We start from the raw sequence: 19,122 nt of genomic DNA, 5'->3' as shown, positions 1-19,122 counted from the left end.
ACGGCCCGTCCGTACCAGTGCGCGGACGGGCGAGGGCGCAGCGGCGCCGGCCCGGACCCGTTTCGGACCGGACGAGGAGGCACCACGGACATGGCACCGCTCAGATCCGCCCGTCGCCCGCGCGGACCTCGGAGTCTTCGCCTGGCGGTGCTGCTCGTCGCCGTCGCCGCCGGACTCGGCCCGCTACCCGGCGTGGCCGTCGCCGCGCCGGGCGGTCAGCAGCTCAACGCGGCCGACGCCGCCCTGCTCAACGGGGTGCGCCTGGCGGGGCTCTGGGAGATGCCGGCCGGGCAGATGGCCGCCGAGAAGGGGCAGAGCCCGAAGGTACGCGAGATCGGCGCCGGCATCGCCACCGAGCACGAGGAACTGGACCGGCTGACGGTCGAGGCGGCCAACAAGCTCGGGGCGAGCATCCCGAACGACCCGACCGCCGAGCAGAAGGGCTGGCTGACGGAGATGCAGAACGCCTCCGGAGCCCGCTTCGACCAGCTCTTCGTCACCCGGCTCCGGGTCGCCCACGGCAAGATCTTCCCCGTCATCGGAGCGGTCCGCGCCAGCACCCGCGACCCGGTGATCCGCCAGCTCGCCGACGACGCCAACCGCTTCGTCCTGCACCACATGCAGATGCTGGAGAGCACCGGACTGGTGCGCTGGCCGGAACTGCCGCCGGCCGCCCTGCCGGCCCCCGGTGAAGACGGCCTGCTCGCCGCCGCCTCCGCCAACTCCGGCCCGCCGATCGGGGTCAGCAGCACGGTGGTCTGGCTGGTCTTCCTCGCCGCCCTCGGCACGGGCGGCATCGCCACGTACCGCATCCTGCGCCGCACCTGACCACGGCGGTCCTCCCGGCGGCCACGGCCGGGAGGCCGTCGAACCGCAGGGGATCCTGCCGCCCTGGCGGTTCAGCGGTGTAGCGGTGTAGCGGTGTAGCGGCTCGGCGGCCTGGCTGCCTGGCGGTGTGGCTGCCTGGCTGTTCGCGGCCCTGCTTTGAATGTCCTGCTGTTAGCGGACCAGCCGACGACGTTACTTTCGGTAATCGCTAGGGGTGTCACACCATCGCCACCGGGCACCCGCCTCGGCCCCTTTGCTCTGCAGCCGCCGACGCACCAGCCACCCTCCGTAGCTGGTGCGTCGGCGGCTGCAGAGCAAAGGGTGCGTGAGGACGATCGGCCGGCTCGGTGTTCGCGAGAAGAAACCGCTGGTGAGCAGGCTCAGTGCCGAAAACGAGTCCGCTCGCGCTTGGAAGCCAAGCAAATACGACTATCGTGCGTGATAACTGCGGCCCCTCGCGCTCATCGTCACGATGAGTTATCAGCGACAGATCTACTCAGCGGTCGACCGCGTGCCGGCACGTCGGTGCGGCCCGCAGGCCCGCACACCCGGCACGCCCGCCTGCAGGGGCCGGGCCACTTCTTGCGCAGGAATGCGCCTTGCAGGCCGGCGTGGCGCATCAACCGCTCGACCGCTTGCGGCCGACGTGGCGGCCTTGGCGGCGCAGCATGGCGTGCACCCGCGGGCTGCCGTAGGTGCGGCCGGAGACGTCGTGGATCTCAGCGACCTCCACCGCAAGGTCCGCGTCCTCGCGCCGTCGAAGGGAGGGGTTGGCTGCCTGGGCGTGCCAGCCGTAGTAGGTGGAGGCGGCGACGTTGAGGACCCGGAGGACGGGCTCGACCCCGAAGCGGTCGCGTAGCTCGTTGACGAGCGTCACGACCGTCGCCGGGTCGGGTCGAGTTCCGAGGCGAAAAAGCCGAGGCGGCCTTCAGGATCTCGTTGGCCCGCTTCAACGCGGTGTTCTCCCGCCGCAGCCGGCGCAGCTCCTCCAGCTCGGAGATCGTCGGCCGGTCGTCACGCTGGCCCCGGTCGGCCTCATCTTGGCGGATCCAGTTGCGCAACGCTTCGTGATGCACACCAAGCTACCGCGCCAACTGGCGGGTCACGGGCTTCGGGTCCGACTCCCGATACAAGCGCACCGCACGTTCACGCAGCTCATCGGGGTACTTCTTCCGTGCTGCCACGGTGACTCCCTTCAGCTCCATCAGAGCATGATCGAAAGCCTCCGAGCTACCGGGGGAACCTCAACCGACGCCAAGGCGTGAGCCAATACGACGTGCAACCAACCCCGAGCAGAACAAGACACAACGCCAGGCTGGACGGGTCATCGAACCGATGCGCGCTGAAGTCCCACCACTCATAGCGACCAGACCCCGCATAACCCCAGTAAAGGGCCGCTACCACCGCGACCGCTGGGCCGGTCCAGGCTAGGCGCCAGCCGAACATCCGCGCCGACAACAAAGCCAGCCCGAACCACCCCAGCCATGCCCGGACAGCAGTCGCGAGGGACACCAGCGGCAATTCTGCCGCTGCCAGCCCCAGAAAAACCACCAGGCAGGTGACACTCAAGCCCAGGAGAAAGCCGTCCTGGAATCGCCGCAACCTCGCGGTGACGACGTGTTCGAGGCTGGCCATGGTGCTGTGCTGTCCGAGCACAGGTATAACTGCCACAGCCAGGACGAGGAGATGCCACAGGGGCCGCCCGGCTTGAGCGTCTGTGACCGCTCCCGGCGCCGATGCGTTGGTGCCGCCCCAGAAGACCGCAAGGAACCCTGCGATCGCTGCTCCCAGAACCGCCGGTTGCCCTCGTCGAACGGCGACGCGGCGCAGGACACTGGTCAGCCTCTCCCCATCCTCGTCACTTACAGTAGCGACCACGAAGATCAACTACCTCTCGCTCAGCCCAAGAAAACTGATCGGACTTACCCTTTTCACTCGCAATGGACCAGCCCTCCTCCCACGCCTGCTGAATCTCAGCCGGCGCATCCGTACGGTAGTCAGGGCGACTACTTCCCGCCAAATATCCCTCGAGCCAGGCATCCAGTACGAGTAGGCGCCGCTCGTCACTCGGCGTCAGCCGGTTCCAAGCGCAAGCGTCCGCATCAGCGAACTGAAACGTTCGGACCTGAATCGCCGATGCGATCGACCCGGAGTAGGACCAGATACTTCCCTGGATAATCTCAAAAGTCGGGGCCTCAAGATCGTCCACGACCCGAACCTCTCCGTTGCTCCCAAGCTGCCGCTGTTGCTTGAGTCCCACCGCATTCAACTCAACCGGCCACTGGAAAGCGGCGGGCAGGGCGCGCACGCGCTCACTCACTTCGCGTAGCTCAGGCAGATATTTCCTCTGTTCGGGCCAGACGCAGATCCGCGGGCCTTCACTGGCGCATGCGACTGCTTTCTGGACCGGATTCCGCGGCGTCAGCGTGCCTACCGCGGAGAGCGCGAACACCACTGCCAGCGCTGCAACCACCGACGGCCACGCCTGGATTATCCGCCAGTTTGAGGGCGGCTTGAGGGGCAGCCACGCAAGGGCTGCCAACAACGTGCCGACAGCCAGAATACGCACACCTAGGCCGACTGTGTTGACCATCATTTCCGGACGGCCGCGTAGGACGATATTTCCCGGCGCCAAGTTGACGATCACTACTAAAAGAACCCATCCGAGCGCTGCAACAAGTGCCGCGAACACCGGGCTCAGCAATTTGCCGACGAACCAGCCGAGCGCAACCGACAGCAACACGACGAATTCCCCCAGCGCGACATAGCCCCACCAGAGCGAGATGCCCGGCGGCCAATTGGGCGCAGTCATCGCGAATGCGACCGACTGACCGACCAGGTACGGTAGAGACAATAGGAGACCCGTGCTTCCCAGCCGGCAAGCCTCCACCACTGCCGGGTGAACCTGGGCAGCCCCGATCTGCTCTGTCATGCCATGTCGCACAGGCGCTGATGCAGCCCACGCCGCAGCCGGGGCCGACAAGGCACCGAGCAAATACGGCGGAACCTGAGCGGCCGCGCCGGCCTCTGGCCAGACACCGGCCCAGTAGGTGTCTCGAATAAGCAGGACTCCGAGATCGAGCAACAGGAGAACCGGTAGATACCACCGCACGGGCGCGATGCGGAGATGGAACCAGAGTGTCCTCACAGTCGCTGCTCCTCGGCGGGCATGAGACGCATGTAAGCTCTCTCGAGCGGGGAATGACCAGGCAAATCCTCCCGGCCCATGACCTCCAACTCGGAGACGGGACCTTCGAACTGCACGGCGCCGCCATTCACGACGACAACGCGGTCGCAGATTGCCGCGACGTCGTCGATCAGGTGCGTGCTCAGCACGACAATCGTGTCGCGAAGGCCGCCGATAATGCCCCGAAAGTGAAGGCGCTGGCGCGGATCCAGCCCGACCGTAGGCTCGTCGAGAAGCACCAGCCGCGGTCCGCCGACGATAGCCCAGGCAACGCCGGCACGCTGACGCATCCCGCCGGAGAGTCTCCCCATACGGTCACGTCTGCGATCAGCAAGATCGACGAGGCCAAGCACGTGCTCGATCGCTTGCCCAGCCGCTCGCGCTGGCACTCCCCGAAGCCAAGCGCCATAGGCAACAAAATCCCACACGTTCATCTGCGGATCGCACCCGAAGTGCTGGGGCAGATACCCGATCCCGTTACGCACCGCGCGGGCACTCTTCTCGTCCCTAACCTCGACACCGTCAATAGCGACCGTGCCGGAACGCGGTGGCATGACGGTCGCCAACGTGCGAAGGAGAGTCGATTTTCCAGCCCCGTTGGGCCCCACCAGGGCGGTCACGCCAGGGCTGAGGGTGAGACTGAGTTGATCGATGACGTTTGAGGTGCCATACCCTTGAGAAACATCAGCGAGCACTACACTCATCTAATAGGCCTGTTCTCGTAATTCGAATGATGGGGAAGCGCGAGAACGCTTCCCCATCATCACTTCACTTCATCGAAGCTCGGTTCAGGTTCCCTCGTAACCGATGGTCCCGGAGATCACCGAGAAGGTGCAGTCGTGACCAGAAACCGGGCCGACGCTGCCCTTGTTTCGCCAAGGCCGGATGGACGACCCGACCTGAGCCGTGCAGGTGACACTCGAGCGGTAGTAGCCAGCAACGGACGCACCCGCACTGGTGCACTTCTGCGCCCAAGCGGTGCTCCACCACTGCGTGTAGCAGTTGTTAACCGTGCCGGTCTGGCCTGCAGCGACTGCAGGCGCGGCACCAACAGCAGCAATACCACCAGCCATCAGCCCGAGCACTGCAATTTGAGTGGCACGCTTAATGCCCGGCCGCGACGTTCTTTCCACGTAAATGCCCTCCGTTCGTAGACGCGAGGGAAAGCGGTATCCAAATGTGAATTTCGGATACGACCCCCGTCGATTGATTTGGACTCTAGCACGGTGATCAGCGCGCCGATGCCCCCACAAGAGAGGCACCCGAAAGGCAGCTACAGAGAGTCACGATGCTACTCGACGCGCCCCCACCGAGCCCTGCCAACATTCGATGAGTAGCGTCTAGGACAACAGAATGTGATAATCACAGTTAGGTAACAAAAGATCATTTACGTGGTTGCGTCCACGGGAGTGGTGTACGACTTGCCCGTGATGGGCGTGTTGCGTAGATGAGAGAGGGCCATCGCGTCGGTCCTTCCAGACGACCAAGTCAGAGAAGGAAGAGAGGACACGATGGCCGCTTCACAGAGCGTGAACCCTGTTGACCTACTGCGCGAGCAGCTCGAAGGCGCGTCGCCGGACATGTTGCAGGCGATGATCAACGTTCGCGCAGGCGGTGATGTCCGCCGAGGCGGACGTGGCCTGCGGTGCCGGGTATGGGCAGCGCAGCGACGAGCGGGTGAACTCCCGCAACGGTTACCGGCTGCGGGAGTGGGACATCCGGGCCGGGACGATCGACTTGGCGATCCCGAAGCTGCGGCAGGGCTCCTACTTCCCGGACTGGCTGCTGACGCACCGGCGGTGGGCGGAGCAGGCCCTGGTGTCGGTGGTAGCGACGTCGTATCTGCTCGGTGTGTCGACCCGGAGGGTCGAGGAGCTTGTCGAGCAGGTGGAAGCGTTCCGGAACCGGCCCCTCGACGCCGCCCACTACACGTTCGTGTGGATGGACTCGTTGACGATGAAGGTCCGCGAGAGCCGACGGCAGGCGCGAAGTGCTGGGCGTGGATGTCGCGTCGGACGAGGACGGCGCCGGCTGGCTGGCGTTCCTACGGTCGCTGACCGCCCGCGGCCTGACCGGAGTCCGTCTCGTCATCTCCGACGCCCACGCCGGCCTCGTGGCCGCGATCGGGGCAGCCACCAGCCCGACGCCGACGCCGTCTGGGCCCGGGCCCAGTTCGACCGGGTCGTGGCCACGATCGAAGCAAAGTTCCCGACCGCGGCTTCCTCTACCTGGCCACCGTCACCGACCTGCACTCCCGGCGCCTGGCCGGCTGGGCGATCGCCGATCACATGCGCACCGACCTGGTCCTCGGCGCCCTGCACGCGGTGCAGCGCACCCGAGGCAGCCTGCACGGGGCGATCATGCACACGGATCACGGAGCCCAATGCACCTCTCGGGCCTTCGCCGCCGAATGCCAGGCCGCCGGAGTCCGGCAATCAATGAGCGCGGTCGGTAGCTCCGCCGACAACGCCGCTGCGGAGTCGTTCAACGCCACCTTCAAACGCGAGACCCTGCAAGGCCGCCGCGCCTTCACCGAGGAACGCCAAGCACGGCTGACCACGTTCCGGTGGCTGCACCGCTACAACACCGTCCGACGCCACTTCCGGCTCGGACAGCAGTCACCGATCACCTACGAGAAGAGCACCCGGCCAGCGCCAGCTACGCTGGCCCCGGCCGCATAAACCCGGTGTCCAGGATCAGGGGTCAAGCCCCGCACGCACGACCCGCACACCTGGCACGCCCGCACGACCCGCACACCCGGCAGGCCCGCACGCCTGGCACGCCCGGACGCCCGGCGCGACGGGCGGCCATGGCTACTCGTTGACCTCCGGGCCGAGCAGGCGGATCTCCTCGATGTCCAGGACGGCCTGCAACTCCCGCAGGACGATGTCGTCGATCTCGTTCGTGTCCCGCAGCCGGGTGATCTCGCGGCGCTTGTGTTCGAGCACGGCGAGGCGCAGCCGCCGGTCCAGCTCGCGGGCCTGCTCCGTCGCGCGGCCCTCCTCGGTGGAGCGGACGTCGTCGAGGTGCTGCTCGTAGTCCGCCCGGATCCGGTCGACCGCCTCCGGCCCGGCGCCGATCCGGTCGGCGACCTCGGGCAGCACCGCCAGCGCGGCCTCGGTGGCGCGCATCCGGGCCAGCCGCAGCTCGGCCAGTCGCCGGGTGTCGCCGACCAGGCCCGCCCACCCGACGACGGCGGGCAGCGTGGTGCCCTGGACCAGCATCGTCAGCAGGATGACCACGGCGGTGGCGAAGATGATCAGGTCGCGCTCGTGCACAGGTGTGCCGGTGGGGGTGGTCACCGGCACCGCCAGGGCGGCCGCGAGGGAGACCGCGCCCCGGAACCCCGCCCACCCGGCCGCCGTGCGTACCCGCCAGTTGACCCGCTCGTCCTGCTGCGCCGCCCGGCGGTCGACGACCAGGAAGGCGAACGCCGCCAGGTGGATCCACAGCATCCGGGTCAGGACGACCACGCCGGTCACCACGACCGCGATGGCCAGCGCCCGCATCACCGACAGGCTGGTGACCCCGCGCAGTGCGCGCGGAATCTGCATCCCGAGCAGCACGAAGAGCCCACCGTTGATCAGGAACGTGGCGAGGTCCCAGAAGCCGTACGCCAGCACCCGGGAGCGGGCCCGGATGACCCGGGGGGCGGCGTACGACAGCATGAGGCCCGCGACCACCACCGCCAGGACGCCGCTGGCGTGCACGAACTCGGCGAGAAGGAAGGCGACGAACGGCGTGAGTACGCTCAGCGCGCCCTCGCGCAGCGGATCGTCGAGGCGCCGCCGGACCAGGATCACCGCCCCGCCGACCAGCAGGCCGGCGGTGATGCCACCGGCCGACGCAAGGACGAACCGCTCGGTCAGCCCGAGCACCCCCGGCTCGGTGCCGCCCACGATGAGGCCCACGCCGACGGAGAAGAGCACCAGCGCCGTACCGTCGTTGATCAGGCTCTCCGCGTGCAGGGTCGTCAGGATCCGGCGCGGCATCCGCTTGGCCAGCCCGGCGACCGCCGCGGCGTCGGTAGGCGCGAGCACCGCGCCGAGCACCCAGGCGGCGGCCGGATCCACGCCGAACCGCTGCGCGACGAGCGACACCGCCACCATCGTCGCCACCACCAGCCCCACCGCGAGCAACGCGATCGCGAAAAGGTTCGTGCGGATCTCGCGCAGACTGGTGGTGATGCTCTCCTTGTAGAGGATCGCCGGCAGGAACAGCAGCAGCACCACGTCGGGCTCCAGCACCACGTGGGACAGCGGCGGCAGGAGCGCGAGCAGCGCGCCCATCGTGATGAGCAGGACCGGGGGCGCCACGCTGTACCGGCCGCCGAGGGTCGTGCCGATCAGCACCGTGACGCCCAGCACCACGATCAGCTCGAGACCGCCCACGTCGCACCCCCGTCACCGGCCGACGCCACGGTGACCGGTGCGCGCCGGTCGCCTGCCGCTCCACCATCGTGGTACGACGCCGCGACGCGGCACCCTCGAACCCGGAAACAGGCCCTGCCCACCGGCATCGGCGGCGACGCCCTCGAACAGGGCGCGGCGCGTCAGGAGCCCGTGCCGTGCCAGGAGCGCCAGAGGGCCGCGTAGGAGCCGTCGGCCGCGACCAGCTCGTCGTGCGAGCCGATCTCGGCGATCCGTCCGTCCTCCACCACCGCCACCCGGTCCGCGTCGTGCGCCGAGAAGAGGCGGTGTGCGATGGCCACGACCGTACGGCCCGCGAGGACGGCCGCGAGGGACCGTTCCAGGTGCCGGGCGGCACGGGGGTCGATCAGCGAGGTGGCCTCGTCGAGCACCAGGGTGTGCGGGTCGGCCAGCACCAGCCGGGCCAGCGCGAGCTGCTGCGCCTGCGCGGGCGACAGCGGGTGCCCGCCGGCGCCGACCAGCGTGTCCAGCCCGTCCGGCAGCCCGGCGGCCCAGTCGAGCGCGTCGACGGCGGCCAGCGCCGACTCCACGGCCGACTCGTCGGCGCCCGGTCGCACCATCGCCACGTTCTCGCGCAGCGTACCGATGAAGACGTGGTGTTCCTGGGTGACCAGGGCGACGTGCGTACGCAGCTCGGCCAGGGGCAGCTCGTCGAGCCGCCGACCGGCCACCGTGACCGAGCCGGTGCGGGGCGCGTGCACCCCGGCGAGCAGCCGGCCCAGGGTGGACTTGCCGGCGCCCGAGGGACCCACCATGGCCAGCTTCTCCCCCGGTTCCGGCACCAGGGTCACCCCGTGCAGCACGTCCCGGCCCTCCCGGTACGCGTACCGGACGTCCCGGGCGGCGAGCCGCCGGTCCCCCGGTGGGGCGGGATCGGCCGGACCCGGGGAGCCCTCGGCGGGCGGGGCCGGTGCGCCGACGGGCGGGGCCGGTGCGCCGGGCGGCGCGTCGGCGGCGGCCACCCCGAGCAGGCGGGCCATCGAGGCGCCGCCCACCTGCAACTCGTCCAGCCAGGAGAGCAGCCGGTCGACCGGGTCGATCAGCTGCTGCACGTAGAGCGTGGCCGCGGTGACCTCGCCGAGGCTCACCCAGCCCTTCAGGTAGAACCAGCCGCCGATGAGCAGCGTCGCCACCACCGGCAGCACGTAGCCGATCTCGGCGACCGGGAAGAACACCGTGCGCAGCCGCAGGGTGTAGCGCTCGGCCGCGTACGACCGGCGGATGTCCGCGTCGGTGCGGGCCCGGCGGCGCGCCTGCTGCCGCAGCGCCTCCGTGGTCCGCGAACCCTCGACGGTCTCGCTGATGCCGTCGGTGATGTCGGAGTAGGCGGCGTTCTCCCGCAGGTAGCCGGCAGGGGCACGGCGCAGGTACCAACGGGTGCCGGCCCACAGCAGCGGCACCGCGAGCAGGCAGGGCAGCGCGAAGAGCGGGTCGACCAGGAGCAGCGCGCCGACGATGAAGCAGCCGGTGACCACCGCGATCAGCGTCTCCGGTACGGCGAACCGGACCGTCCGCGACAGCGCGGAGACGTCCCGGGACGTCCGGGTGAGCAGGTCGCCCGTGCCGGCCCGCTCGACGGTGGCCAGCGGCAGCGCCAGGATCCGGTCGACGAACTCCTCGCGCAGCTCGGCCAGCACCCGCTCGCCCAGCCGGGCCGACGCCAGGTGGGCGAAGCGGACCAGCACCGCCTGCACCAGCACGAACCCGGCGATCAGCAGGGCGATGCGGTCGACGGTGACGCCGGACGTGCCGCGCGAGACCCCCTCGACCAGGTCGCCGAGCAGCCACGGCGCGACGAGCCCGGCCGCGGCGGCCAGCGCGTGCAGGCCGAGCGCGGCCCCGAGCGCCCTCGGGTGCCGGTGGACGAGCGTACGGGCGTAGCGGCGCACCTGGCGCGCGTCGGCGACGGGCAGCTCGGTGGCCATCAGTCCTCCCCCCGGCTGACCGTCGCCCGGTAGCGCGGCTCGCCGTCGAGCAGTGCGGTGTGCGCCCCCTCGGCCACCACCTTGCCGTCCTCCACGAAGATCACGCGGTCGGCGCGGTGCAGCACGAGCGGGCTGGTGGTGCAGACCAGCGTGGTCCGGCCCGCCCGGGCGGCGCCGAGCCGGTCGGCGATCCGGGCCTCGGTGTGCGCGTCCACGGCGCTCGTCGGCTCCACCAGCAGCAGGGTCTCCGGGTCGGCGACCAGGGCCCGGGCCAGCCGCAGCCGCTGCTGCTGGCCGCCGGAGAACTCCCGGCCGCGCTCGGCGACCGCGCTGTCCAGCCCCGCCGGCAGCGCCTCGACGATGTCGGTCGCGCTCGCCGCCGCCAGCGCCGCCGCGATGGTCGCGTCGTCGGCCCGGTCGTGCGGGTCCAGCTCCGCGCGGAGCGGGCCGGTGAACAGGTGCGCGTCGTTGTCGGCCACCAGGATCCGCTCGCGCACCGTCGCCAGCGCCACCTCCCGCAGCGGTACGCCGTGCAGCGTCGCGTCCGAGTCGACGTACCGGCCGAGACGGTCCACGATCGCCACCGCGTCCTCGGGCGCGGTGGCCGCGAGCGCGGTGAGCCGGCCCGGCCGTACCGTCACGCCGGAGGCCACGTCGACCAGCTCACCGGGGCCGTCCGGCAGGGCGGCCGGGCGTGCCGGGTCGAGCAGTTCCGGGGTGAGCCGCAGCAGCCGCACCACCCGCCGGGCGGCGACGTGCCCGCGGGTCAGCTTGTCCACCGCCTCGGTGAGCTGCCGCAGCGGGCTGACCAGGAACGCGGTGTAGCCGTAGAACGCCACGAGTTCGCCGGCGCTGATCTCGCCGCGCAGCGCGAACCGGGCGCCGAGCCAGGTGACCAGCACCAGGAACGCCCCCGGGAGCAGCACCTGGGCCGCCTCCAGCAGCGACTCGATGCGGGCCACCCGCAGCCCGTCGGCGCGCAGCGCCTGCGAGCGCGCCCGGTAGTGGTTGGAGAGCACCGGTTCGCCGCCGACGCCGCGCAGCACCCGCAGCCCGGAGACGATGTCGCCGGCCCGCGCGGTCAGCGCCCCCTCCGAGTCCCGGTACGCCTGCTGCTGCCGGTGCAGCGGCCGGATGAGCAGCCCCACGACCGCCATCAGCAGCGGTACGCCCAGCACCACGACCAGCCCGAGCGGCACGGAGGCCCCGAGCAGGATCACCCCGACGGTCACGATCGCCACGACCGCGCCGGTGCCCCGGGCGGTGATGTCGATGGCCGAACCGATCTGGCTGATGTCGGCCGTGCCGATGCTCACCACCTCGCCGGCGGATACGCGACGGGGCAGCGCGGCGCCGAGCCGGTTCGCCGCGCCCACGGTCAACTGCACCGTCCCGTACGCGCCGGCGAGGAAGTTGTGCACCGCGCAGCGGTGCCGCAGGATCCCCGCGACCGCCTGGAGCACGCCCAGCCCGAACAGCACCAGTCCCCAGGTGAGCAGGGCGTCCTCGTCGCGGCGGGTGAGCCCGTCCACGGCCCGGCCGACGGCCGCCGGCACCAGCGCCTGGGCGACCATCCACACGACGCCCAGCAGGATGCCGACGGTGAGCAGCGCCTTGTGCCGCCCGGCGAGCCACACGAGGTAGCGGGTCGCCGAGCGGATGTCGGGTACGCCGGGGTCCCCGGCCGGTGTGAAGCGCATGGCCCACCGACGCTAGGTGGCGGGCCGGTCACCCCGCCAACCAATTACCGCCTCGGCGTGCCGTGGCTCACGTATCTTCCGCCGTCGCCCGGCCGGCCCCGCCTCAGCGGTCGACCTGGGTGAAGTCCCACGAGTGCGGCGGGCGGGCGAGCAGCATCGCGGGCGGCGCCGGCAGCGGGCGCGGGTTGCTGCGCCACTTGGAGATGACCACCACCCGGTGGTCGGTGGAGGAGAACACCTCGCTGGACAGGTGCATCGGGTCGTGCTCGAACTCCGGCAGCGCGGTGTCGCAGACCCAGGTGATCAGGTCCGTGACGCCGTACGGCTCCGCCCGCGCCTCCCACATCCGCACGATCACGTCAGCCATCCTCGGGGTTCACACGCTGACCGTGGTCAGCGGCATGGCGGAGTCGGCGGGCAGGTCCAGCCGGCTCGGCGCGACACCGGCGGCGACCAGGTGCGAGCCGAGGGCGGCGACCATCGCGCCGTTGTCGGTGCAGAGCCCGGGGCGGGGCACCCGGACGCGGATGCCGTGCGCGGCGGCGCGGTGCTCGGCCATCGCCCGCAGCCGGGAGTTCGCCGCCACGCCTCCGCCGATCACCAGCGTCTCGACGCCGTTGGCCCGGCAGGCATCCAGCGCCTTGCGTACCAGCACGTCGCAGACCGCCTCCTGGAAGGACGCGGCGACGTCGGCGACCGGCACCGGCTCGCCGGCCCGCTGCCGCGCCTCGACCCACCGGGCCACCGCCGTCTTCAGCCCCGAGAAGGAGAAGTCGTAGCGGTGGGCGGCGAGGTCCTTGGCGGCGGTCAGGCCGCGCGGGAACCCGATGGCGGCCGGGTCGCCGGCCCGGGCCTCCCGGTCGATGTACGGACCGCCGGGGAACGGCAGCCCGAGCAGCCGGGCCACCTTGTCGAACGCCTCGCCGGCCGCGTCGTCGATGGTGGCGCCGAGCGGGGTGACGCCCCGGGCCAGGTCGTCGACGAGCAGCAGGGAGGAGTGCCCGCCGGAGACCAGCAGGGCGATCGCCGGCTCGGGCAGCGGGCCGTGTTCCAGGGTGTCCACGGCGACGTGCGCGGCCAAGTGGTTGACGCCGTAGACCGGCTTCTCGGCGGCGATGGCGTAGCCCTTCGCGGCGGCCACCCCGACCAGCAGCGCACCGGCCAGCCCCGGCCCCGAGGTGACCGCGATCGCGTCGATGTCGGCGAGGGTCACCCCCGCCTCCGTCAACGCCCGCTGCATGGTCGGCACGATGGCCTCCAGGTGGGCCCGGCTGGCCACCTCGGGCACCACACCGCCGAAGCGGGCGTGCTGTTCGACGCTGGAGGCGAGCGCGTCGGCCAGCAGGGTGTGCCCGCGTACGATGCCGACCCCGGTCTCGTCGCAGGAGGTCTCGATGCCGAGGATCAGGGGTTCGTCAGTCATCGCTCACATCCTGCGCTGCGCTGCATGACCAGCGCGTCGGTGTTGCTCGGTTGGTAGTAGCCGCGCCGCACGCCGATCGGCTCGAAGCCGTACGTCGCGTAGAGCTTCTGGGCGGGGGCGTTGTCCGCCGCGACCTCCAGCAGCGTGCTGCGGGCGCCGAGCCGGGCGGCCTCGGCGAGCAGCGCCTCCAGCAGGAGCCGGCCGACGCCGCGCCGCTGGGCGTCCCGGCGCACCGCGACGTTCTGCACCCACGCCTCGTCGGGCGGTGCCACGGCGAGGCCGGCGTAGCCGAGCACCTCGCCGTCGTCGGTGGCGACCAGGTAGAAGTGCCCGTTGGCCAGCTCGTTCCAGAACATCGCCGCCGACCACTGCTCGGCACCGAACAGGTCCGCCTCGATCGGCAGCACCTCGTCGACGTGCCACCACCGGAACCGCTCCAGGCGGACACTCACGGCGTCACCTCGGTTCGCGACTGCGGGGCTCGCAGACCCGGCTCACTCCTCGCGCTCACGGCAGGACCGGCTTTCGGGCGGTCGCCGCCACGGCGTCCGGGCGGCGCAGGTAGAGCGGGGTGAGCGCCTCCGAGGGGGCGCCGGCCCGGATGCGCTCGGCGGCCAGGGTCGCCAGCACGCCCGCGTCCGGGTAGCGTGGCTCGTCGCGCACAGGCAGGCCGAGCGCGTCCGCGTACCGGTGCGCGCCGTCGCCGACCGCCGCCGTGACGGCCAGGCCGCGGGCGCGTTCGGCGGCGACCGCCGGCACGGACACCTCCGGCCCGACGATCCGCTGGCCCGCACCGTCGTAGACCGCCCAGTAGATCTCCCGGCGGCGCGCGTCGCTCGCCGCCAGCACCGGCTCGCCGGCGGCCGCCGGGTGGCCGATGGCGTCCAGCGAGCAGACACCGTACGTCGGGACGCCCAGCACCTGGCCGATGGTGGCGGCGGTGACCAGCCCCACCCGCAGCCCGGTGAACGGGCCGGGGCCGAGCCCGGCGACGATCGCGCCCAGGTCGGCCGGGCGGGCGCCGGCCTCGGTGAGCACGGCGTCGACCTGCGGCGCGAGCAGTTCACCGTGGGCGCGGGCGTCGACCGTGCAGCGGTGCGCGCGGGTCGCCACGCCGTCCGCCGCGACCTCCACCAGCGCCGCGGTCACCGCGGGGGTCGAGCTGTCCACCACCAGTACGAGCACGGTAAGCCAGCCTAGTCGCCCCCGGTCACACCCCGTCCGGCGGCGCGGGCGGGCACGGTCAGCTCGGGGTGCGGAACTTGCGCAGGAAGCCCGGCAGCAGCCAGGGGCGCCGCCCGCTGACGCGCACCCTGCCGGTGAGCACCGCCCGGGCCCGGCTGACCCGGCCGAACATCATCAGGTTGAGCGTGCCGGGGTCGTGGTCGATCCGGGCGTCGGGCCGGGCGTCGGGGTCGGCGAACGTCATCCGCCCCCGGTGCAGCAGGAGCCGGACCGGGGCCGCGTACGCCGAGCGGAACTCGACCACGACCGGGCGTTCGCTCGGCGGCGCGCCGCCGTCGATCAGCCGCCCGTAGCCGTGCCGGACCACCCCGGCCACGAACAGCTCCATGAACAGCGCGGCGTCCCGGCCGGGGAGCGACCACGGCCGCCCGGCGACGCGGGCGACGTCGTGACCGTGGATGAGCAGCTCGTTGACCAGGTGCGCGCAGAGGCCGGCGAGGGGCACCCGGGCCCCGCCGAGCCAGGGCACCGTCTCGTCGGGGCGCCGGCCCTCGCAGGCGAGGAGGAGCCGCCCCACGTCGGCCCGCAACCGGTCGGCCAGGGCCTGGGGCTCGCGCTCGGTGAGGTGCCGCAGCAGCACGTCGTTGAAGTCCGCCACCGTGTCGACGGTGACGTCGGAGAGCTGCCGGAGCAGACCCGGCACCGGCAGGGGTGGATGCTCCGGGTCCACCAGGCACACGTAGTACCACGCGAGGGAGCCCACGTGGGCGAGCGTGTCGGCCACCGACCAGTGGGCGGTGGCCATGGCGTCCGCCGGGGTGGCGCGAACCAGGTCGAGGAAACGGTCCGTCTGGTCCGCCAGCGCCGTCCGCGCCACCCGCCACCGCTCTGCGCTGACCGTCGCCGCCATCGCCGCCTCCCGGCTCGCCGACCGCTCGAGGCACAGGCTACAACGGACGGTCACCGCCCGGTGACCGCGAAAGTGCGCAGCTGTCAGCCGGCGGAACGCTCCCAGTCGACGGTCGGCAGGCCGGCGTCGGCGAGCGCCTTGTTGGCGGCGCTGAACGGGCGGCTGCCGAGGAAGCCACGCGGGTTCATCGGGCTGGGGTGCCCGGCCTCCAGCACCACGTGCTGCGAGTTGGTGACCAGGGCGGCCTTCTTGCGCGCGTAGCCGCCCCAGAGCAGGAAGACCACCCGGGACTCCATCGCGTCGAGCGCCCGGATGGTGGCGTCGGTGAACTCCTCCCAGCCCCGGTTGGCGTGCGAGCCGGGCGTCGCCTCGCGGACGGTCAGCACCGAGTTGAGCAGCAGGACGCCCTGCGCCGCCCAGCCGCTGAGGTTGCCGCCGCGCGGCTTCGGCACGCCGAGATCCTCGCCCAACTCCTTGAAGACGTTGCGCAGCGAGGGCGGCACGCTCACGCCCTCGCGCACGCTGAAGCTGAGCCCGTGCGCCTGCCCCGCCTTGTGGTAGGGGTCCTGCCCGAGGATCAGCACCCGGCAGTCGGCCGGCGCGCACAGCCGGTAGGCCGAGAAGAGGTCCTCGACCGGCGGGAAGACGGTGCGGGTCGCGTACTCCCCCGCGACGAACTCGGCCAGGGCGGCGGTGCGCGCCGGATCGAGGTGCGGGGTGAGCACGGCACGCCATTCCTCCGGCAGCAGCGCCAGCAGGTCCAGGGTGGGGGCGTCGTCGGGCATCGGCAACCTTTCGCCTGTCGGGTCCGTCCCGCGCACTCTAGGCAGCCGGTACGACAGCGCTCACCCGAGGGCGGTCAGGCGCTGCGCCCAGTCGCCGCCGACCGGCTCCAGCTCGACCACCCGGGTGTCGTCGTCGCGCCGGTCGACGCGTACCCGCAGGTGGGCGTCGACGAGCTGCTCGACCAGGCCCTCGCCCCACTCCACCACGGTCACCGACTCGTCCACCGAGGCGTCCAGGTCGAGGTCGTCGATCTCGGCGCGCGGGTCGGCGGCGTCCCCCAGCCGGTACGCGTCGCCGTGCACCAGCGCCACCGTGCCGCCCCGGGCCGGATCGGGCCGGTGCACCCGGGCGATCACGAAGGTGGGCGAGGTGACGTCCCCGAGCACGCCGAGCCCGACCCCGATGCCCCGGGTCAGCGCGGTCTTGCCGGCGCCGAGCGGTCCGGTCAGCAGCAGCAGGTCGCCGGCGCGCAGCAGCCCGGCCAACCGCCGCCCGAACTCGTGGGTGTCCTCGACCGTCGGCAGCTTCACGACGTGGCTCACAGCGCCTCCAGGAACCGCAGCAGCGCCGCGTTGACCTCGTCGGCGTGCTCCAGCATCACCACGTGCCCGCTGTCGGAGATCTTGACGAACTCGGCGTGCGGCAGCCGCCGGACGATCTCCTCGGAGTGCGTCACGGGGGTGATCATGTCCTTGTCGCCGACGACCACCAGCACGGGGGTGTCCGCCAGCGCGGCGAGCGCCGGGAACCGGGAGTGCGTGGCCAGCGTCCGCAGGTAGCGCGTCACCGTGTCGGCGGACGTGCGGGAGTTCATCGTCTCGACGTACGACACCAGGGCCGCGCTGGGGTGGCGGGTGCCGAAGCCGTACTTGCGGGTGAGCAGCCAGGCCACGTTGGTGGTGGAGCGGCGCGCCCGCTCGATCACCGGGCCGCCGTAACGGGTGACGTTGCCGACCATGTGCAGCACCGGCGCGCCGACCCGGCCGAGCAGGGCGGGCGCCACCAGCTTGGTCTCGGCGAGCAGGCCGCCCGAGGTGGCCATCAGCACGGTGCCCACGACCCGGTCGCCGAACAGCTCTCCGAACAGCTCGGCGAACGCCATGATGGTCATCCCGCCCATCGAGTGGCCGACCAGCACCAGCGGCCCCTCCGGGGCGGTCCGGTCGATCACCTCGCGCAGCGTCCGGCCGAGCGCGGTGAGGTCGTACTCGCCGGTCTCCAGCCGCCCGGACCGGCCGTGCCCGGGCTGGTCGTACGCGACGATCCGGTGCTCGCCCCGCTCGGCGAGCAGCTTGCGCTGGAAGTGGAAGGTGCCCATGTCGAGGCAGAAGCCGTGCACCAGCACCACGGTCGGGTTGCCGGGCCGGGGGCGGGTCGGCTCCACCACCTCGACGTGGATGTCGGTGCCGTCGGGCATCTCCAGCCGGAAGGACTCGTCGTGCCGCTGGTCGCCGAAGACCTCGCCCGCGTACGGGTCGGCGGGGTCGGCCTTGAGCTTGCGGACCAGGGCACGTTCGGTGGCGACGCCGGCCGCGAGCCCGGCGGCGGCGACCCCGACGGCGGCCAGGGCGCCGACGGCCGCCCTGGCGTGCCCGGTACGCGGCAGCGGGATGCGGGAGCGGGACGTCACGGGCGCTCGCCGTCGTAGACGCGGGACACGCGGGTGCCGCCGAACCGCGTGACGATCTCGTAGTTGATCGTGCCGACCGCCTCGGCCCAGTCGTCGGCGGTGGGCCCGCCGTCGGCGCCGTCGCCGAAGAGGGTGACGACGTCGCCGGCGGCCACTGGGTCGTCGCCGCAGTCGAGCACGAACTGGTCCATGCAGACCCGACCCGAGATCGTCCGGCGCTTGCCGCCGAGCTGCACCGGGCCGCTGTTCGAGGCGTGCCGGGGCACCCCGTCGGCGTAGCCGAGCGGCACCACCGCGAGGTTCGCCTCCCGCTCGGTGGTGTAGGTGTGCCCGTACGAGACGCCGGAACCGGCGGGGACGCGCTTGGTCAGCATCACCCGGGCCCGGGCGGTCATCGCCGGGCGCAGCCCGTAGCGCTCGCCGGCCACCGGCGAGAGGCCGTAGATGGCCAGCCCGGGCCGGACCAGGTCGAAGTGGGTGTCCGGCCGGGTGAGGGTGGCGGCCGAGTTGGCCAGGTGCCGGTAGCGCGGCCGCAGGCCGGCCTGCTCGGCCATGCCGATCCCCTCGTGGAAGACGGCGAGCTGGCGGTCGATGGTCGGGTGGCCGGGCGAGTCCGCGTACACGAAGTGGCTCCACACCCCGACCACCTCGACCAGGCCGTCGGCCTGCGTCTTGGCGGCGGCGTCGAGCAGGGCCGGCCAGTCGGCGACGGTCGCGCCACCCCGGGCCAGGCCGGTGTCGATCTTGAGGTGCAGCCGGGCCGGCCGGCCGGCCGCGCGGCCCGCCTCGACCATCTCGGCGAGCTGGGGCAGGCTGGCGACGCCGAGGTCGACCCCGGCGGCGACGCCCTCGTGCAGCGGCAGCCCCGGCGCGAGGAGCCAGGCCAGCACCGGTACGTCGATCCCGGCCCGGCGCAGCGTGAGCGCCTCGTCCAGGGTGCAGACCCCCAGCCAGTCGGCCCCGCCGTCGAGGGCGGCCCGGGCGGCCGGGACCATGCCGTGGCCGTAGCCGTCGGCCTTCACCACCGCCATCAGCTCGGCGCCGGTGCCGGACCTCAGCCGGCTCACGTTCTCGCGGATCGCGTCCAGGTCCACGCGCACCTCGGCCTGCCACATGCC

Annotated in this window: 17 protein-coding genes and 3 pseudogenes; 3 read left to right on the top strand and 17 right to left on the bottom strand. The window is 71.9% G+C overall.

Annotated features, from left to right (window positions below; translation table 11 throughout):
• Positions 1-90: 90 nt before the first annotated feature.
• A complete protein-coding gene (locus tag ACTMS2_RS12790) occupies positions 91-828 on the top strand; it encodes a DUF4142 domain-containing protein (RefSeq protein ID WP_441175550.1) in 738 nt (245 codons plus the stop codon).
• Positions 829-1,424: 596 nt separating this feature from the next.
• Here the strand turns inward: ACTMS2_RS12790 and ACTMS2_RS12785 are convergent.
• The 5 genes and pseudogenes from ACTMS2_RS12785 to ACTMS2_RS12765 all read right to left on the bottom strand — a co-directional run.
• A pseudogene (locus ACTMS2_RS12785) lies at positions 1,425-1,546 on the bottom strand (IS3 family transposase); the annotation flags it as partial.
• 1 nt (position 1,547) lies between these two features.
• Positions 1,548-1,904, bottom strand: a complete 357-nt coding sequence (locus ACTMS2_RS12780) for a transposase (protein ID WP_441175549.1) — start codon at positions 1,902-1,904, stop codon at positions 1,548-1,550.
• 154 nt (positions 1,905-2,058) lie between these two features.
• Complete coding sequence (locus tag ACTMS2_RS12775; RefSeq protein ID WP_441175548.1) at positions 2,059-2,463, bottom strand: hypothetical protein; 405 nt, start codon at positions 2,461-2,463, stop codon at positions 2,059-2,061.
• Positions 2,464-2,686: 223 nt separating this feature from the next.
• Positions 2,687-3,976, bottom strand: a complete 1,290-nt coding sequence (locus tag ACTMS2_RS12770; RefSeq protein WP_441175547.1) for a hypothetical protein — start codon at positions 3,974-3,976, stop codon at positions 2,687-2,689.
• Positions 3,973-4,719 carry an ATP-binding cassette domain-containing protein gene (locus tag ACTMS2_RS12765; RefSeq protein ID WP_441175546.1) on the bottom strand — a complete coding sequence of 249 codons (747 nt, stop codon included), beginning with the start codon at positions 4,717-4,719 and terminating at the stop codon, positions 3,973-3,975. Before ACTMS2_RS12765 ends, ACTMS2_RS12770 begins: the two co-directional genes overlap by 4 nt.
• Positions 4,720-5,526: 807 nt before the next feature.
• Here ACTMS2_RS12765 and ACTMS2_RS12760 point away from each other — a divergent pair.
• Both ACTMS2_RS12760 and ACTMS2_RS12755 read left to right on the top strand, forming a co-directional pair.
• Positions 5,527-6,146 (top strand): annotated as a pseudogene (locus tag ACTMS2_RS12760) (transposase); the annotation flags it as partial.
• A 91-nt stretch (positions 6,147-6,237) separates the two neighbouring features.
• Positions 6,238-6,696 (top strand): annotated as a pseudogene (locus ACTMS2_RS12755) (transposase); the annotation flags it as partial.
• Between the two features lie 132 nt (positions 6,697-6,828).
• On the opposite strand, the gene ACTMS2_RS12750 reads toward ACTMS2_RS12755, so the two are convergent.
• The 12 genes from ACTMS2_RS12750 to alr all read right to left on the bottom strand — a co-directional run bounded on the left by ACTMS2_RS12750 (position 6,829) and on the right by alr (position 19,119).
• Positions 6,829-8,406, bottom strand: a complete 1,578-nt coding sequence (locus ACTMS2_RS12750) for a Na+/H+ antiporter (protein ID WP_441175545.1) — start codon at positions 8,404-8,406, stop codon at positions 6,829-6,831.
• 161 nt (positions 8,407-8,567) lie between these two features.
• Positions 8,568-10,370 (bottom strand): ABC transporter ATP-binding protein, encoded by a 1,803-nt coding sequence (locus ACTMS2_RS12745; protein WP_441175544.1) that lies wholly within the window; start codon positions 10,368-10,370, stop codon positions 8,568-8,570.
• The gene (locus tag ACTMS2_RS12740; RefSeq protein WP_441175543.1) at positions 10,370-12,070 is read right to left on the bottom strand and encodes an ABC transporter ATP-binding protein; all 1,701 of its coding nucleotides are present in this window, start codon (positions 12,068-12,070) and stop codon (positions 10,370-10,372) included. Before ACTMS2_RS12740 ends, ACTMS2_RS12745 begins: the two co-directional genes overlap by 1 nt.
• A 103-nt stretch (positions 12,071-12,173) precedes the next feature.
• Positions 12,174-12,428: a hypothetical protein gene (locus ACTMS2_RS12735; protein WP_088998417.1), complete on the bottom strand. Its 255-nt coding sequence runs from the start codon at positions 12,426-12,428 to the stop codon at positions 12,174-12,176.
• 18 nt (positions 12,429-12,446) lie between these two features.
• Positions 12,447-13,493, bottom strand: coding sequence for a tRNA (adenosine(37)-N6)-threonylcarbamoyltransferase complex transferase subunit TsaD (gene tsaD / locus ACTMS2_RS12730; protein WP_441175542.1), 1,047 nt, complete (start codon positions 13,491-13,493; stop codon positions 12,447-12,449).
• Positions 13,490-13,945, bottom strand: a complete 456-nt coding sequence (gene rimI, locus ACTMS2_RS12725) for a ribosomal protein S18-alanine N-acetyltransferase (RefSeq protein ID WP_441175541.1) — start codon at positions 13,943-13,945, stop codon at positions 13,490-13,492. The genes tsaD and rimI overlap by 4 nt, the downstream gene beginning before the upstream one ends.
• Before the next feature lie 55 nt (positions 13,946-14,000).
• Positions 14,001-14,678: a tRNA (adenosine(37)-N6)-threonylcarbamoyltransferase complex dimerization subunit type 1 TsaB gene (tsaB, locus tag ACTMS2_RS12720; protein WP_121399839.1), complete on the bottom strand. Its 678-nt coding sequence runs from the start codon at positions 14,676-14,678 to the stop codon at positions 14,001-14,003.
• Between the two features lie 58 nt (positions 14,679-14,736).
• Entirely contained in the window at positions 14,737-15,588 is an 852-nt protein-coding gene (locus tag ACTMS2_RS12715) for a maleylpyruvate isomerase family mycothiol-dependent enzyme (protein ID WP_441175540.1), read from the bottom strand.
• An 83-nt stretch (positions 15,589-15,671) separates the two neighbouring features.
• Positions 15,672-16,373 carry a uracil-DNA glycosylase gene (ung, locus tag ACTMS2_RS12710; RefSeq protein ID WP_441175539.1) on the bottom strand — a complete coding sequence of 234 codons (702 nt, stop codon included), beginning with the start codon at positions 16,371-16,373 and terminating at the stop codon, positions 15,672-15,674.
• A 60-nt stretch (positions 16,374-16,433) separates the two neighbouring features.
• Entirely contained in the window at positions 16,434-16,916 is a 483-nt protein-coding gene (tsaE, locus tag ACTMS2_RS12705) for a tRNA (adenosine(37)-N6)-threonylcarbamoyltransferase complex ATPase subunit type 1 TsaE (protein ID WP_441175538.1), read from the bottom strand.
• A complete protein-coding gene (locus ACTMS2_RS12700) occupies positions 16,913-18,004 on the bottom strand; it encodes an alpha/beta fold hydrolase (protein WP_441175537.1) in 1,092 nt (363 codons plus the stop codon). The genes tsaE and ACTMS2_RS12700 overlap by 4 nt, the downstream gene beginning before the upstream one ends.
• Positions 18,001-19,119 (bottom strand): alanine racemase, encoded by a 1,119-nt coding sequence (gene alr, locus ACTMS2_RS12695; RefSeq protein ID WP_441175536.1) that lies wholly within the window; start codon positions 19,117-19,119, stop codon positions 18,001-18,003. Before alr ends, ACTMS2_RS12700 begins: the two co-directional genes overlap by 4 nt.
• Positions 19,120-19,122 lie beyond the last annotated feature (3 nt).

Source organism: Micromonospora sp. SD12, assembly GCF_052068495.1.
In the GTDB taxonomy this organism is placed as follows: Bacteria; Actinomycetota; Actinomycetes; order Mycobacteriales; family Micromonosporaceae; genus Micromonospora; species Micromonospora echinofusca.
This window is presented reverse-complemented; position numbering and strand designations above follow the sequence as displayed.